The organism is Hymenobacter sp. H14-R3 (assembly GCF_030063445.1).
GTDB lineage: Bacteria > Bacteroidota > Bacteroidia > Cytophagales > Hymenobacteraceae > Hymenobacter.
The window spans coordinates 47,552-63,493 of sequence record NZ_JASITD010000011.1 but is presented as its reverse complement, the minus strand read 5'-3'; the positions used below and the strand labels follow the sequence as shown (position 1 = coordinate 63,493).

Annotated in this window: 10 protein-coding genes and 1 tRNA gene; 3 read left to right on the top strand and 8 right to left on the bottom strand. The window is 66.2% G+C overall.

The window, feature by feature from the left end; translation table 11 throughout:
• Window positions 1-40: 40 nt before the first annotated feature.
• The 5 genes from QMK33_RS11745 to QMK33_RS11725 all read right to left on the bottom strand — a co-directional run bounded on the left by QMK33_RS11745 (window position 41) and on the right by QMK33_RS11725 (window position 6,836).
• A complete protein-coding gene (locus QMK33_RS11745) occupies window positions 41-613 on the bottom strand; it encodes a Maf family nucleotide pyrophosphatase (protein ID WP_283564779.1) in 573 nt (190 codons plus the stop codon).
• Window positions 614-743: 130 nt separating this feature from the next.
• Window positions 744-2,549 carry a glycosyltransferase family protein gene (locus QMK33_RS11740; protein WP_283564778.1) on the bottom strand — a complete coding sequence of 602 codons (1,806 nt, stop codon included), beginning with the start codon at window positions 2,547-2,549 and terminating at the stop codon, window positions 744-746.
• Window positions 2,550-2,583: 34 nt separating this feature from the next.
• Window positions 2,584-3,909 (bottom strand): DUF1015 domain-containing protein, encoded by a 1,326-nt coding sequence (locus tag QMK33_RS11735; protein WP_283564777.1) that lies wholly within the window; start codon window positions 3,907-3,909, stop codon window positions 2,584-2,586.
• 195 nt (window positions 3,910-4,104) lie between these two features.
• Complete coding sequence (pdxH, locus tag QMK33_RS11730; protein ID WP_283564776.1) at window positions 4,105-4,764, bottom strand: pyridoxamine 5'-phosphate oxidase; 660 nt, start codon at window positions 4,762-4,764, stop codon at window positions 4,105-4,107.
• 104 nt (window positions 4,765-4,868) lie between these two features.
• The gene (locus QMK33_RS11725) at window positions 4,869-6,836 is read right to left on the bottom strand and encodes a DUF6311 domain-containing protein (RefSeq protein ID WP_283564775.1); all 1,968 of its coding nucleotides are present in this window, start codon (window positions 6,834-6,836) and stop codon (window positions 4,869-4,871) included.
• A 103-nt stretch (window positions 6,837-6,939) separates the two neighbouring features.
• Here QMK33_RS11725 and QMK33_RS11720 point away from each other — a divergent pair, with 103 nt between their 5' ends.
• The 3 genes from QMK33_RS11720 (at window position 6,940) to QMK33_RS11710 (ending at window position 10,136) form a co-directional block, all read left to right on the top strand.
• Window positions 6,940-7,488, top strand: coding sequence for a YqgE/AlgH family protein (locus QMK33_RS11720; protein WP_283564774.1), 549 nt, complete (start codon window positions 6,940-6,942; stop codon window positions 7,486-7,488).
• Window positions 7,489-7,581: 93 nt separating this feature from the next.
• Entirely contained in the window at window positions 7,582-9,954 is a 2,373-nt protein-coding gene (locus tag QMK33_RS11715; RefSeq protein ID WP_283564773.1) for a DUF349 domain-containing protein, read from the top strand.
• Window positions 9,955-10,063: 109 nt separating this feature from the next.
• Window positions 10,064-10,136, top strand: a tRNA-Thr gene (locus tag QMK33_RS11710).
• 146 nt (window positions 10,137-10,282) lie between these two features.
• Here the strand turns inward: QMK33_RS11710 and QMK33_RS11705 are convergent.
• From QMK33_RS11705 to alaS, 3 genes are all read right to left on the bottom strand, one after another.
• Window positions 10,283-12,370: a heavy metal translocating P-type ATPase gene (locus QMK33_RS11705; RefSeq protein WP_283564772.1), complete on the bottom strand. Its 2,088-nt coding sequence runs from the start codon at window positions 12,368-12,370 to the stop codon at window positions 10,283-10,285.
• A gap of 179 nt (window positions 12,371-12,549) precedes the next feature.
• Entirely contained in the window at window positions 12,550-13,224 is a 675-nt protein-coding gene (locus QMK33_RS11700; protein WP_283564771.1) for an energy transducer TonB, read from the bottom strand.
• A gap of 9 nt (window positions 13,225-13,233) precedes the next feature.
• Window positions 13,234-15,915, bottom strand: a complete 2,682-nt coding sequence (gene alaS, locus QMK33_RS11695; RefSeq protein WP_283564770.1) for an alanine--tRNA ligase — start codon at window positions 15,913-15,915, stop codon at window positions 13,234-13,236.
• Between the last annotated feature and the right edge of the window lie 27 nt (window positions 15,916-15,942).

Sequence of the window (15,942 nt, the reverse complement as noted above, 5' to 3'; positions counted from 1 at the left end):
TGGCCAACACCTACTTAATCACCAGCAGAGCACGCCTTGCTTACAGCTGCCCCAGCGCGTGCAGGGCGGCCCACACGCGGTGGGTGGGCAGGCCCATTACGTTGAAATAGGAGCCTTCGAGGCGCTCGATGCCCACCAGGCCCAGCCAGTCCTGCGCGCCGTAGGCCCCGGCCTTGTCCAGGGGCTGGTAGCGGTCCACGTAAAAAGTTATCTCGGCGGGGCTCAGGGCGCGAAAGTGCACGGTCGTTTCGTCGGAGAACACCACCGGCGGGCGGCCGTCGCCGGGCAGCAGGCACACGCCAGTGTACACTTGGTGGGCGCGGCCCTGCAAGCGGGTGAGCATGGCGCGGGCCGCGGCCGCATCGGCGGGCTTGTTCAGCACGTCGTCGGCCAGGCACACGATGGTATCGGCCGTGAGCAGCAACTCGTCCGGGGCTAAATCAGGGCGGTAGGCCGCGGCCTTGTGGCGGGCCAGGTACTCGGCCACGGCCCCGCGGCGCAGCGTGGGCGGGTAGCTTTCGTCCACCTCGCGCAGCCGGATTTCGTAGGCCAGGCCCAGGTCGGTGAGCAGCTGGCGGCGGCGGGGCGAGCCGGAGGCAAGAATCAATTTCATAACTTTTTCATTTACAGATAGTTAGCTTATCTCAAAGCAATCGAGGAAAATTAACCGGGCACTTTTATTTTACAACTCCTTGCTAATCAGACCCAAAGCAAAGGGTCGCTTACTGGCTCCCGCCTACGGCTCAATAGTGCTTGCGCGCCGTGGGCGGCCCGGCCACCGGCGGGGCATTATAGCGAGCGAGCCGCAGCGTGCCCACCGCGAATACCAGGGAACCGGTGCCGGCGGGCGCGGGCGCGCCCGCCCGGGTCAGCACGTAGCCGTAGCGCACGCCGGGCAAGGCCACCCGGTCCACGGCCCAGGGCTGGCGGGGGTCGTTGACGTGGGCTTGCAGCGTCTGCCAGTTCCAGATGCCATCGTCGGGCACCAGCACGGGCCGGGCCTGCGGGTGCCGGGCCAGCCAGGCGGCCATGTCCCCATCGGGGGCCAGCCGCCGGCGGGCCTGGCGGTTGTCGCGCAGCTGGGCCGTTACCTGGTAGAGCACAAACACCGCGGCCGCCAGGCCCACCAGCCAGCGCCGCGCCGGGCGGTGCCACCGCCAGCCGGCCAGCACCAGGGCCACCAGCAAATAGCCAAACCACGCCTTATAGAGCCACGTGCGCTCGGGCGGCAGCACGCGCTGCCCGAGCAGCAGCGCATAGGGCCAGCCCACAAACCACAGCGCCGGCAGGCCCACCTCGCGCACTTGCCGGGCCAGGCCGGGGGCCAGCCGGCCCGCCCGCCACCGCCACAGCAGGTAGCCAAACAACCCCAAAACCAGCAGTGTGCCGGCCGCGCCCAGCCCGCGCTGGCCCAGCAGGAAGCCCTCCGTAATCCAGGCGTGGGCGGGCAGCTGCCGCCAGAAGTCGGCGGCCGCCAAAGGCTGCACAAACGGGTTGGCCAGCAGCACCTGCGGGCCCGATACAAACAGCGCGGGCACGTAGAGCAGCACGGCCCCGCCCCCAATGAGGGCTCCCGCAGCCACGGCCCGCGCCAGCAGCGCCCACCGGCGCTGCCACAGCGCCTGCCCCGCCAGCCACGTCAGGGCCGAGCCCAGCGCGTAGGCAAACGTGGGCACGGCGTACAAGCCCAGCACCCCCGTAGCCACCAGGCTCACCCAGGCCAGCCGCCGGGCCCCGGGGCCGGGGCGCAGCAGCGCCAGCAGGGCGCAAAACAGCCCCACCGTCAGCCCTATCGTCAGCCAATAGGCGCGGCCGGCCGCGGCCTGGTACAGGCCTAGCGCCACCCAGCTGCTGGCCCCGGCCGCCAGCAGCGCGGGCCAGTAGCCCAGCCGCCGCCGCATGGCCATATACAGGCCCAGCGTGGCCAGCGTGCTGATGAGCAGCACGGGCAGGCGCATGGTCCACCAAAAACCGGGTTGCAGCTGGTAAAATACCCAGGCTATCGTATTGGACAGCAAGTGGTTGTTGGGAATGGGGTAGTAGGCGCTCACCGCCAGTAGCCCGTGCCGCACAAAAAAGCCGTACGAGGCCGCGTCATCGTTCCAGGGCGTGGTCAGGCCCAGGTAGAGGCGCACGGCCGTGAGCGCGCCCAGCTGCGCGCCGAATACCCAGCGCCGGGCGCGCGACAAGCGCCCCCACTGCCCCCACTCCCGGCCCACCAGCCGCTGGCCCTGGGCCAGCGTGGCCCGCAGCTCGTGCCGGCCGGGCCCCGTGGCGGGGCCCAGGGCCAGCCACGCCGCCCCCAGGCCGGCCGCCAGGCCCGCCAGCAGCCGCTGCGCCCGCTGCCAGCCGGCGGGGCTAAAGGCGCGGATATGCCAGTTGTCGTCAAGCGCGTAGAGGCCGTCCAGCGCCCGGGCCTCGGCCCAGCTCGCCGTGCCCAGCACCAGGGCGGCGTAGCCCGCGCACAGCGCCCCGCTGCCCAGCGCCAGCAGCAACCAGAAGCGTCCCGGCCGCGCGCCGGGCGGGGCGGCCTTCTTCCTGTTTAACACAACTAATTGACGCACAATATTTTATAAAAATGACTCACCCCTCAAACACCGCCCCGAATACGGTGGGCTCCTCGGCCAGGCTGGCAAAGAGCAGGCCGGCCAGCGTTTTGGGGTAGAAGAAGGTGGATTTGGCCGGCATCACGGCCCCCGAGTGGCACACGGCCTCGACCTGGGCCATGGTCACCTCGTTGGTGAGAAAGGCGGCGCGGGCCTCGCCCCGGTCCACCTGTTGCAGGCACTCGGCCAGGCCGCGCACGTAGGCCACGCCGGCCCAGCGGCGCTGGGCGTCGGGGCCCACAATACCCAACACTTTTTCGAGCACGAAGTAGTGCAGCACCGTCAGGTCGAGGTCCTTCACCTCGGGTGTGGTGGGCCAGTCGAGCTGGGCGTGCACCTCGGGGCGCAGGCGCAGCTTGTAGGCCCCGCTGGGCAACACCAGGCCGAAGGCCCAGCGCTTGCCGGCCATCAGCTCGGGCAGGTCCTGGGCCTCGGCCTGGGGCACTACCGTGAAGTAGGCGGCCAGCCGGGCCAGCAGCCCGGCATCGGTGAGGTTGCCGGGCAGCTCGCGCAGCACCCGGTGGGTGGGCAGAATGCGCACGTCGTCGCTGGCCGCGTTGGTGAGGTACATGAGGTGGAAGTTCCAGGGCTCGTGGCCGAGGCTGCCGGCCGGGCCGGCGGCCAGCTGCCGGGCCTGCCGGTAGGCCAGCGAGCCCTCGTAGCGGTGGTGGCCATCGGCCAGTATCACCTGCCGGCTGGCCAGCACGGCCTGAAACCGCCGGATTACCCCGGCGTCCTGAATCACGGCCAGCACGTCGCGCGCGCCCTGGTAGTCCTCCTCCGTCTGGCAGAGCGGGTCCTGAATGGCCTCGTCCATCAGGGCTTCCAGCGCAAAAGCCTCGTCGCGGTACAGGCCGTGGGTGGCGCTGGTCTGAAACTGAAGCTCGGCCAGCAGCTCGGCCCGGTCGCTGACGGCGGCGGGCAGCGTGTTTTCGTGGCGCAGCACCACATTATCGGCCCAGTCGGTGGCCCGGATGTGGCACATAAAGCCCTTGCGGCAGCGCTCGCGCCCCTCGCCCGGCAGCCGGAAGTACTGGTAGTACACGTAAATGCCGGGCAGGCCGTCCTGCCGCAGCACGCCCGCGGCCTGCCACTGCGCCAGGCGGCGGGCGGCGGCCTGGGTGGGCGACAACTCGCCCTCGGCCCGGGGCACTGATAAGTGAATGGAATTGAGGGGGTTGCGATAAAGCGCCTCGCGCTGGCGCACGCTCACCACGTCGAAGAGCGGCGACACCACCTCGTCAATCTCGGCACTCAGGGCTGGGTTGTAGCGCCAGCCGCGCACGGGTTGAATCTCAGCCAAGCGGTAAATAAGTAAATGGGTAAATGAGTAAGGGGCTGGCGGTAAATGAGTAAATGGGTAAATGAGTAAGGGGCTGGCTGGCGATACAGGCAGAAAGAGCGGAGAAGCAAAATATTGATAATCAATACGTAATAAGCCAATCTACCCCACAAGCCAGTAATTTACTCATTTACTCCCTTACTCATTTACCGCTCCTCACGGGGCCAGGCGGCTGATTTTCCAGCTCTCGCTGCCAGCGGCGCGCTCGTACACCAGGCGGTCGTGCAGGCGGCTGGGGCGGCCCTGCCAGAACTCGACGCGGGTGGGGCGCAGCACGTAGCCGCCCCAGTGCGGCGGGCGGGGCAAGGGGTTTTGGTCGGCAAAGCGGGCTTCTACCTCGTGCTCGCGGGCTTCGAGCTCCTGGCGACTGCCGATGACCTCGCTCTGGGGCGAGGCCCAGGCCCCCACCTGGCTGCTGCGCGGCCGGCTCTGAAAATACTCGGTGGACACGTTTTCGGGCGCTTTTTCCACCACGCCCTCTACCCGCACCTGGCGCTCCAGCCCGGGCCAGAAGAAGTTGAGCGCCGCCCGGGGCTGGGCGGCCAGCTCGTGGCCCTTCTGCGAGTCATAGTTGGAATAAAACAGGAAGCCCGCGTCGTCGGGCAGGCCCTTGAGCAGCACCACGCGCTGGCTGGGCTGGCCGGTGGCCGCGGCCACGGTGGCCAGGGTAAGGGCGGCGGGCTCGGGCAGCTGGGCCGCCACGGCTTCGTCGAGCCACTGCCGGAACTGGCGCACGGCGTCGGGCAGCACGTCCGTTTCCAGCAGGGTGCGCTGGGTGTAGCTTTGGCGCAGGTCGGCAAGTTCGGAATCAGTCATTTACAAATTAAATAAGCAAGAGGTGCGGGCAAGAGGTGCGGGCAATTTTTGCCTACCCTAGCCGCCTAACGGGCTAGCAACACCCACCCCCCTTAGTAGTTCTTTTATTTTCCCGGCTGCCACTCGTAGAGCGAGTACGGTCCTTGGTGGGTGAGGCGGCGCATGTGCTGCTCCCGAATAAAATCGGGGGCCCGGTTGAAAAGACCCAGCATCTCGGGGCGGTCCTTGAGCAGGTCGCGGTAGTAGTTGTTGCCCCCATTATAATAGGTGGTATCCAGGTACACCAGGATGGGCCGCTTATCGAGCCGGCCAAGCAGGTCGGGGCCGGGGCCGCCGGCCTGGAACATAGTCATCAGCTCGCGGGCCTGGTAGTAGGGTGTGCGGGTGGCCTTGTGGCTCATCAGGGGCAAGCCCGTGACCATGCCCAGCTGATAGGTGCGGTTGCAGTGCGGGTCGTCGGGGTCCACGTTGTAGTAGAGCTCACCTTCCTTGGGCTCGCTGCCCGAGTGGTAGAACGGAAACGGCAGCAGCGCCTGGTAGTAGCCGGGCTTGAGCCAGCCCACCAGCTGGCGCACCTCGTCGGTGGCGGGCGCGGCCAGCAGGTTGCTCACCTGCGTAACGGTGGTGTAGTGGTGCTGGGCATTAAGCATATCGACTACGCCCAGCCCGGCCAGTACCACCCACAGGCCTTGTAGCCAGCGCAGCTGCCGGGCCTGGGCCAGCCGCCAGGCCTGGCCCGCGTACCAGGCAAAGCCCAGCACCACTGACCACCAAAAAGGCCAGATAAAACGGCCCAGGGCCCGAAACTGCGTGATGCGGTCGGTGACTTTGTGCACCCATAAAAAGGGGTTTAAGTAGTTGTGCAGCGAGTAGTTACCGTTATCCACGTCTAGTGACTCGCCCAGCGCCGCCAGGGCCAGCGGCACAGCGGCCAGCAGCAGCATTCCCAGAAAAGCGCGGTTGCCGTCCGTGGCGGCGCTGGGCAGCGTGGGCAGCAGCCCGGGCTCGGCGAGGCCCTGGCGGCGCTGGTGCCGGGCCACCAGGGCCAGGATGCCCACCACCACCAGCCCGTAGAGCACAAAGGCCCCCAGGTAAGCCGTTGACTCATACGGCACCGGCGCCGTGCGCTCCAGAAAAAAGCGGATTTTATAAAAGTCGTGCCCGTGAAAGAGCGTGCCGAACTGAAACTTCCACTCTATCCAGTCGTACCCGCCACTACCCGTGGGCCGCTCGCCGTGGCGCTTATCCAGCACTTGCAGCAGGCCAAAGGTAAAAACGGCCACCAGGCTCAGCAGCGCCGCGGCCCGGCCGGCCAGCCGCCGCCACGGGCGGTGCGCCAGCGCTTCGCGGCCAATCCAGACCAGGAAAAAGGCCCCCAGCCAGCCGCCCACTATTCCCAGGTAATAAAAATGCAGCCACGTGGCCGCCGTGGTAGCCAGCCCCAGGCCCACCCACCAGCGCCCCGTGGGCCGGCCCGCCCGCCAGGCCCCGTACAGCCCTTGCAGCAGCCACAGCGGCAGCAGCACGGCGGGCGTGTACGACAAGGACATGTGGCCCACATTGAGGCGAAACGCCTGCGGGCTCAGCCAGGGCAGTACCAGGGCCAGCACCAGGGCCAGCCAGGCCGGCAGCGCCAGCCGGCGTAAAATGCTCACCAGTAGCAGCGTACTTACCACCAGCCCCCCCAGCGTAACTACGTCGTACAGGTACACCCCGTACGGGGCCAGGGCGGGCACCAGCTGCACCAGCACGTGCAGCGGCACGCTCACCAGGGGCGAGATATCGGTGTAGTAGATGTATTCGCCAAACGGGTAGTTGTGCCCGTGCTGCAGCATGCCTTCGCGCAGGGGCTGGCGCAAAAACGTGGCCAGCGAGTAGTAGCTCTTAATCCCATCGTAGTGAGATACAAGGAGATACTGCCCGGGGTGAAGCAGCAGCTTGCCATAGGTAACCAGCAGCAGCACAAGCTGCAGCAGCCCCCCGGCCAGCACCAGCAGGCTCCCGCGCCGCCATCCTTGGCGCGGGGGACGAGCGGGCAGCACGGCGGGCATTTCGGAAGTAGAGAAGCTCATGCGTTGAAATAAAAACTAGTAGTGGCGGGGCAACCAGCCTTAAGCCCCTACCAGGCAAAGGTAATGGCACCATCCGGCCCGTTCGTGCGTACTTGCTTCTACTATGAAGCCCGGAACCCTCCTCATCTCGCAGCCCTTCCTGGGCGACCCCCACTTTGAGCGCAGCGTAGTGCTGCTGTGCCGCCACCAGCCCGCCGAAGGCGCGTTTGGCCTGGTGCTGACGCGGCGCACGGCCACCGTGCTCGGCGACGCGCTGCCCCTGCCCCCCGGCCCCGCCGCCGCCCTGCTCCTCTACGAAGGCGGCCCGGTGCAGCTCGATACGCTGCATTTTGTGCACCGCCACGCCGCCCTGCCCGGGGCCACCAGCCTGGGCGATGACGTGTACTGGGGCGGCGACTTCGACCTGCTTATCTCCCTGGTAAACACCGGGGTTATCCTACCCGGTGACGTGCGGTGCTTTATCGGCTATTCGGGCTGGTCGGCGGGGCAGCTGGAGCAGGAAATTACGGGCGGCTCCTGGTTTCGACAGCCCGCTAGTGCCGGGAAAGTATTTACTTTGAGGTCTGATGCGTTCTGGCAAGGCATTTTGCGCGAAAAAGGCGGCCGCTACCGCGCCCTGTCCAACTACCCGCTCGACCCGCGCCTGAACTAGTACGACCTAACTTTACCCTTTGCCCTCCGCGCTGGCGGTTCACCAACCTCCTTTTTCCGGCCCCGGCCGGCCGCCCGCTTTTCGCTTTGCTTTATGCTGCCCGAAGAAACCCCCACCCCCGCCCAAGACACGCCCGCTGACCGCATGAGCGTCCTCGAAGCCCGCCTGGCCGAAATCCGCGCCCAGCAGGGCGATGCGCCCACCGCCGACCCGGCCGAAGCCACGCCCGCCGCCCCCGCCCTCAGCGACACCCCGGCCGAGGCCGCCGTGCCCCCCGGCGGCGGTGCCACCCAAACCGAAGTCGACCCGCTCCGCTCGGAGCCCGGCCTGGCCGAAGCCCTGGGCCTGCCCGAGCCCGGGAGCGCCGCCGAGGCCGCGCCCGAAGCTGACACGTCGCCCGAAGCCGCCGCGGCCGCCGAAACGGCCCAGCACGTGCCCGCCGACGTAGCCGCCGAGCACCTCTCGGCCCCCGCCGCCCGCGCCGTGGCGCACTACGGCGAAGCCATGGCCCCGGCCCCCGAGGCCGAGGAGCAGTCGCCCGCAACTCCCGCGGCTGACGAGGCGGCCCCCGTGCAGGCCCTGACCAGCGCCGCGGATATCGAGAATATGCCCGAAGGCGTGGCCACGCTGCCCACCTCAGCCACCGACACCGCCGCCGAAGCCCACCAGGCCGAGCTGGCGCACCAGCACGAAACGGCCGGTGATGCTGGCAGCGAGGAGGCCGACGACTACGTACCCGAAACCCCGGCCCCCGACTTCGCCACGCTCGACCTCGAAAGCCAGGCTGCCCACCTCATTGACCTGCTGCGCCGGCCCGACGCGCGCCGCAACCGCCAGCAGATTTTTGAGCTCAGCCGCCAGTACGAGGCCAACGTAGCCAGTGCCCGCGCCGCCTCGCGCCAGAAGCTGGCCGAAGACGCCAACGCGCCCCAGGAGTTCAGCTTCCAGCCCCCCGCCAGCCAGGCCGAGCTGAACAAGGCCCTCCAGGAGTTCCGCGAAGGCCGCGCCCGCGATGCCAAGACCGAGGACCAGAACCGCGGCCAGAACCTGGCCCGCAAGCAGGAGCTGCTCGCCCAGCTGCGCCAGCTGGTGGAGAACGCCGAAACCAAGGACAGCTCGCAGAAGCTCAAGCAGTTGCAGGCTGACTGGAAAAGCACCGGCCCCGTGCCCCAGGCCGACAGCCAGGAAACCTGGAACAGCTACCACGGCCTGCTCGACCGCTACTACGCCAACCAGGGCCGCTTCTACGAGCTCAAGGAGCTGGACCGCCGCCGCAACCAGGAGGCCAAGGAGGCCCTCGTGGCCCGCGCCGAAGCCCTGCAAGGCGCCCCCGGCATCAACAAGGCCCTCGACGAGCTCAAGAAGCTGCACGACGACTGGAAGCACATCGGCCCCGTACCCGGTGAGCAGCGCGAGCCCCTGTGGCAGCGTTTCCTGGCCGCCTCCGAGGCCGTGCACCTGCGCCGCAAGGAGTTTGTGGATGTGCGCTCGGCCCAGGAGAAAGACAACCTGACCGCCAAGCAGTCGCTGCTGGAGCGCGTGCTGCCCTTCGCCGAGTTCGCCACCGAGCGCGTGAACGAGTGGCGCTCGCGCACCGACGAGCTCCAGGAAATCAAGAAGGAGTGGGAAGCCACTGGCCCCGTGCCCCGCGCCCAGGCCGACGCCCTCAACAAGCAGTACTGGAACGCCTACAAGGCGTTTTTCAACCGCAAAAACGACTTCTTTAAGAGCCTCGACTCGGAGAAGAATACCAACCTGCAAGCCAAGTACGCCCTCATCGAGCAGGCCGAGGCCGCCCAGCAGCTGCCCGACTTCGACGAGGCCCGCACCATCATCATCCGGGTGCAGAAGGAGTGGAAAGACGTGGGCCGCGTGCCCGAGAAGCAGGCCGACAAAATCTGGAAGCGCTTCCGGGCCGCCTGCGACGGCGTGTTTGAGCGCCCCAAGCAGGAAACCCGCCACCGCGAGGACCGCCAGTCGGCCGCCAGCGCCGAGCAGGTAACCCGCCTCGACACCGTGGGCCAGCAAGTAGCCGCCCTCTCGCCCGCTGCGCCCGGCACGCTCGAAGGCTTCCGTGCGATGGCTGCCGACTGGCAGACCCTGGATGGCGAAGGCGGCGGTACTTCCGACCGCGGCGAGGAGCAGTTTATGACCCTCGCGGGTAAGTACCTGGACCAGACGGCCGGCATCACGCCCACCGACCGCGAGGACCTGCTGTTTCAGCTGGAAATTGCCCGCCTCAAAGCCCGCCCGCAGGCCCAGCAGGCCTTCACGCGCAAGGAAACCGGCCTGCGCCGCGAAATCCAGGAGCTGGAAAACGATGTATCCACTCTGCAAACCAACCTCGACTTCTTCGCCCGCTCCAAAAACGCCGACCAACTGCGCCAGGAGTACCAGGGCCGCATGGAGGAAGCGCGCCTGCGCATCGAAAAACTCAAGAAGCAACTCAAGCAGCTGCGCAGCTAATTGCTTGATTACGTAGTAAAAAGGGTCGTGCCAGCTGGCACGACCCTTTTTTATTGCCCGGCCAGTTTGCCGGGCCACCTTTTTCAGCTTACTTTTGCCCTACGATTAAGCCTCCTTAGCTCAGTTGGTAGAGCTTCTGACTTGTAATCAGAGGGTCGTTGGTTCGAGTCCGACAGGAGGCTCAGCTATCTAAAAAAGGGCACCTTCCGCAAACGTGGAAGGTGCCCTTTTTGCTTGAAATAGCGCGCGTTACGCCTAGCTTTTGATAGCTAGATTGGCTAAAGCGGGAGCGTACACGGTTAAACTTCAGCCGCCGCTCAGCCAGTCCCTACGGCTTCGTGAAATCCATGCGCTGAATGCGCACGGCGTTGAGAATGGCCAGTAGCGCCACACCTACGTCGGCAAAGACGGCTTCCCACATGGTGGCCAGGCCGCCCGCGCCGAGGGCCAGCACCACGGCTTTTACGGCAAAGGCCAGCCAGATATTCTGCCACACTACGCGGTGGGTGGCGCGGGCGATGCGGCGGGCGGTGGCGATTTTGCTGGGGTGGTCGGTCTGGATAACGACGTCGGCCGTTTCAATGGTGGCGTCGGAGCCGAGGCCGCCCATGGCGATGCCCACGTTGGCCAGGGCCACCACGGGGGCGTCGTTCACGCCGTCGCCCACGAAGGCCAGCTTGCGGCCCTCGTCCAGGAACTGCTGCACGAAGCGGGCCTTGTCTTCGGGCAGCAAGTCGCCGTGCGCCTCGCTGATACCCAGCTCTTTGGCTACGCGCTGCACGATGCTGCCCTTATCGCCCGAGAGCATGACCAGGCGGGTAATGCCATCGGCGCGCAGCTCGCGCACGGCCTGGGCGGCGTCGGCTTTGGGGGCATCGGCCACGGTGAGGTAGCCGGCGTACTGCCCGTCGATGGCGGCCACCACAATGCTATCGACTACCTCGTCTACCTCGGCGGGGTAGCTGATAGCGAACTTGCTGAGCAGCTTGGTGTTGCCGGCCAGTACCTGGCGGCCATCCACGCGGCCGCGCAGGCCGTGGCCGGCAATTTCCTCCACGTTTTCGACCGGCACGCCGGTGGCGGCGGGGCCCACGTGGGTTACTACCGCCTTGGCAATGGGGTGCGTCGATTTGGCTTCGAGGGCGCCTACCAGCCGCAGCAGTTGCGCGGCCTCGGTGCCGGGCGCGGGTTGCACCTGCTGCACGGCAAACACGCCCTGGGTGAGGGTACCGGTTTTATCCATTACCACGGTGTCAATCTCGCGCAGCACGTCGAGAAAGTTGGAGCCCTTGAACAGGATGCCGGCCCGCGAGGCGGCCCCGATGCCGCCGAAGTAGCCCAGCGGAATGCTGATAACCAGCGCGCAGGGGCACGAAATAACCAGGAACACCAGCGCCCGGTAGAGCCAGTCGCGAAACACGTAGTCGCTCACCACAAAGTAGGGCACCAGCACCAGCAGCGTAGCCAGCCCCACCACAATGGGCGTGTACACTTTCGCAAACTTGGTAATAAACTGCTGCGTTTTGGCCTTGCGGCCCACCGCAGTTTGCACCATCGCCAGAATTTTGGCGAGCTTGGTATCCTGAAAAGCGGCCGTGACGGTGATTTGCACCAGGCTCTCCAGGTTAATCATGCCGGCCAGCACGGCCTCGCCGGGCTGCTTGGTTTGCGGGGCCGACTCGCCGGTGAGGGCGGCCGTGTTGAAGCTGGCCGCCCGGGCGTTGAGGGTACCGTCGAGGGCCACTTTTTCGCCGGGGCGCACTTCCATCACGTCGCCCACTTGCACGGCCTTGGGGTCGATTACCAGCGGCTGGCCGGCGCGCAGCACCGTTACCTCGGTGGCCTGAATTTCGAGCAGCGCCTTGATGCTGCGCTTGGCCCGGTTCACGGCCGCGTCCTGAAACAGCTCGCCCACGGTGTAGAACAGCATCACGGCCACGCCCTCCGGGTATTCGCCAATGGCGAAGGCCCCGATGGTGGCAATGCTCATCAGCAGGAATTCGTTGAAAATATTACCGCTCGGAATGCTGAGCACGGCGGCCTTCACCACGTTCCAGCCCACCAGCCCGAAGGCCAGCCCGTACCACAGCGGCCGCACAAGGCCCGCAAAAAAGCCCGCGTGGAAGTAGTCCAGCGCCAGCCCCGCCAGCAGCAGCGCCAGGCTGAGGCCGGGCAGCAGGTAGGGGTTGGCCCCGGCCGGGCCGTGGCTGTGGCCGTCGTCGTCGCCCAGGTCGTCGTGCGAGTGCCAGGCGTGGTCGTGGTCCGCGTGGTCGTGGCCGGGCACGTCGTGGCCCTGGCGTTCGGCAGCGGCGGCGGGCGTGAGCTGCTGGCGGTTGAGGGCACCCACGTTTTCGAGCTGCACCTGCTTGGCGGTATTCAGCTCCTCGTCGGTATTAGTAGAAGTAGGGTCGGGCATTATTAACGAAGGAAAAGGCGGCAGGAAATCTGAGCGGCTCGCCGCCGGAGCTACCGCCTATGAACAAGAGTTGGCGGCCAAACTACTCAGTTAAATCCCGCCGGGTACCCTTTACGCAGAATAGCCACCAGGGTGGGCAGCCTAGCCCCGGCCCCCACAAGGCAACCACGCGCGCTGGCCTACCTGGTAGTGCTGGTAATGGGCACTTTATAGCGCACCGCCACGGCCCGGCGATTTTGAAAACCGGGCCGCCAGCGCTGCCCGCCAATGCTGGCCACGGCTTGCCGCCCGGCCTCGTCCAGGCTGGCCGACACGCTTTCCACCACCGCAATACCCATAACAAGGCCCGTAGCCGACACGGTGAAGCCCAGCACCAGCCGGGCGGCTTCCTGGTTGCGCAGGGCCAGGGCCGGGTACACGAAGGCCCGCTGGATAGCGCTGACTATCTGCTTCCTATCGCCGCGGCCGGCGGGGGCCTGCTTGCTCAGCTCCAGGTCACCGTTGGCAAAGTAGCGGCGGTAGCCGAGGTGGTCGCCGCAGCGCGCAATTTCCTTGCTTACCTGGCCCCAGGGTACGGCGGTGCGGCGGTGCAGCGGCTGGCCCTGGGCATTAGGGCCGGTTTCGAGCAGCTCCTCCAGCCAGGCGGGGCCGTCGAGCAGGTTGTAGCGCCGCCGCTCGGTGAGGCCGGCTTGCTGGTGCACCTCCACGCAGTAGGCGGCCCCGGCCGCCGTGGGGCCCGGCAACTGGTCGGCCGCCAGGTAGGTGCCGGCCGGCGCCGCGGGCCCCAACGCAAGGGGGGCCGGCGCTTGCGCCCCGGCCCCCCTTACCTGCTTAACCCACGCTACTAAGCGCATATGCTTGTTTTACAGATATTTAGCTACCAGCGCCTCGGCCTTGGCAATGGCGGCCCCCAGGCCGGCGGCGTTTTTGCCGCCGGCGGTGGCGAAGAACGGCTGCCCGCCACCGCCGCCCTGAATCTCCTTGGCCAGCTCGCGCACCAGGGTGGTGGCGTTGAGCTTGCCGGCTTTGGCCAGCTCGTCGTCGAGCATCACGGCCAGCTGGGGCTTGCCGTCGATTTCGGTGCCCAGCACCAGCACGAGGCCGGGCACGGCCTGGCGCAGGTCGTAGGCCAGCTTTTTGAGGTCGTCGGCGCTGGTGGCCTGCACCTGGGCGGCCAGGAACTTCACGCCGCCCAGGTCCTTCACCTGGCCCACGAGCTGGGTTTTCTGCTGGTTGAGGCTCTGCTGGGCAAACTGCTCCAGCTGCTTGCGCAGGACGGCGATTTCCTCGGTTTGCTTTTCCAGCGACGTCAGCAAATGCTGGGGGTTGCCGAGGGTTTCGCGCACCTCGCTCAGCAAGTCAAGCTGCTGGTCTACAAAGGCTTCAGCCGCGCCGGCCGTTACGGCCTCGATGCGGCGCAGGCCCGCGCCCACGGCGGTTTCGGTCGTTATTTTGAAGTAGCCGATGCTGCCCGTGTTGGCCACGTGCAGGCCGCCGCACAGCTCCACCGAGTAGTCTTTGTCGAAGGTGATGACGCGCACAAACTCGCCGTACTTCTCGCCAAACAACGCCATGGCGCCCAGCGTTTTAGCCTCGGCAATGGGCACGTTGCGGCGCTCAACCAGCGGAATCTGCTGGCGAATGCGCTCGTTTATCAGCTGCTCAATCTCGCGCAATTGCGCGTCGGTTACCTTCGTGAAGTGCGAGAAGTCGAAGCGCAGCAGCTTCTCGTTCACCAGCGAGCCCTTTTGCTGCACGTGGCTGCCCAACACCTGGCGCAGGGCGGCTTGCAGCAAGTGCGTGGCGGTGTGGTTGTTGCGAATAAGCGCGCGCCGCGCTGCGTCGGGCCGCGCGATAAACTCGGCCGTCAGGTCCTGCGGCAGCTCCAGGGTGGTGTGGATGAGCAAGTCGTTTTCTTTGCGCGTGTCGAGTACGCGCACCTTGTCAAAAGTGCTTTCCAGGTAGCCGGTGTCGCCAATCTGGCCGCCGCTTTCGGCGTAGAAGGGCGTTTCGCTGAGCACCAGCTGGTACTCGGCCTTGCCCTTCTTCTCGATTTTGCGGTAGCGCAGCAGGCGGGCGGTGGCCTCGTCGTGGTCGTAGCCCACAAACACGTTGGGCGCGTCGGTGTCGGTCACGGTTACCCAGTCCGACTGCTCGGTTTCCTGGTCGCCGCGGCTGCGGCCTTTCTGGGCGGCCAGCGCCTTTTTGAAGCCTTCCTCGTCCACGGTCAGGCCCTTTTCGCGAGCAATGAGAGCAGTCAGGTCGAAGGGAAAACCGAACGTATCGGACAATTCGAAGGCCGTGTTGCCGTCGATAACGCCGCCGTTGGCGCGGGCTGCTTCCTCCAGCGCGTCGAGGCGGCGCAGGCCGGTTTCCAGCGTTTTCAAGAAGCTAATCTCCTCTTCCTCAATTACCCGCGTCACGAACGCCTGCTGAGCTTTCAGCTCGGGGAAGATGCCAGCCATCTGGTCGGCCAGCACGGGCACGAGCTTGTAGAGGAAGGGCTGCTTCTGGTTGAGCGACGAAAAAGCGTAGCGCACGGCCCGGCGCAGGATGCGCCGGATGACGTAACCGGCCTTCACGTTGCTGGGCAGTTGGCCATCGGCAATGGTGAAGGCAATGGCCCGGATGTGGTCGGCAATGACCCGGATGGCGATGTCGGTTTTCTCGTTTTCAGTAGTGGGCAGGTCGGTGACCGTGGCCGGCGCGGTGCCGTGGTACGCCACGCCTACCTCCTGGGCAATGAACTGGATAAGCGGCTGGAAAACGTCGGTATCGTAGTTAGATTTCACGCCCGACACGGCCATCATCAGGCGCTCGAAGCCCATGCCGGTATCCACGCTTTGGGCGGGCAGCTTGATGAGCGACTTGTCGGCCAGGCGCTGGAATTCCATGAACACGTTGTTCCACACTTCCACCACCTGCGGGTGGTCGGCGTTCACCAGCTCGCGGCCCGATTTGGCGGCGCGCTCCTCGGCCGAGCGCAGGTCGATGTGGATTTCGGTGCACGGGCCGCAGGGGCCGGTGTCGCCCATCTCCCAGAAGTTGTCCTTCTTGTTGCCGGGCAAAATGCGGTCGTCGGTGGTGTACTGTCGCCACAGGTCCTGCGTCTCGGTGTCGGGGCCGGTGCCGTCGCCGGCATCGCCCTCAAAATAAGTAACGTACAGGCGGTCCTTCTCCAGCTTATACACGTCGGTGAGCAGCTCCCAGGCCCAGTTGATGGCGTCCTTTTTGAAGTAGTCGCCAAAGCTCCAGTTGCCCAGCATCTCAAACATGGTGTGGTGGTAGGTGTCGTAGCCCACCTCCTCCAGGTCGTTGTGCTTGCCGCTCACGCGCAAGCACTTCTGGGTATCGGCAATGCGCTTGTAGGGCGCGGGCCGGTTGCCCAGGAAATAGTCTTTGAACGGGGCCATGCCACTGTTGATAAACAGCAGCGTGGGGTCGTCCTTCACCACGAGCGGGGCCGACGGCACGATGTGGTGGCCCTTGGAGGCAAAAAAATCAAGAAACTGCTGGCGAACGTGCGCGGCGGTAGGAAGAGACATGGGACAAGAGGCAAATACACCTATTTT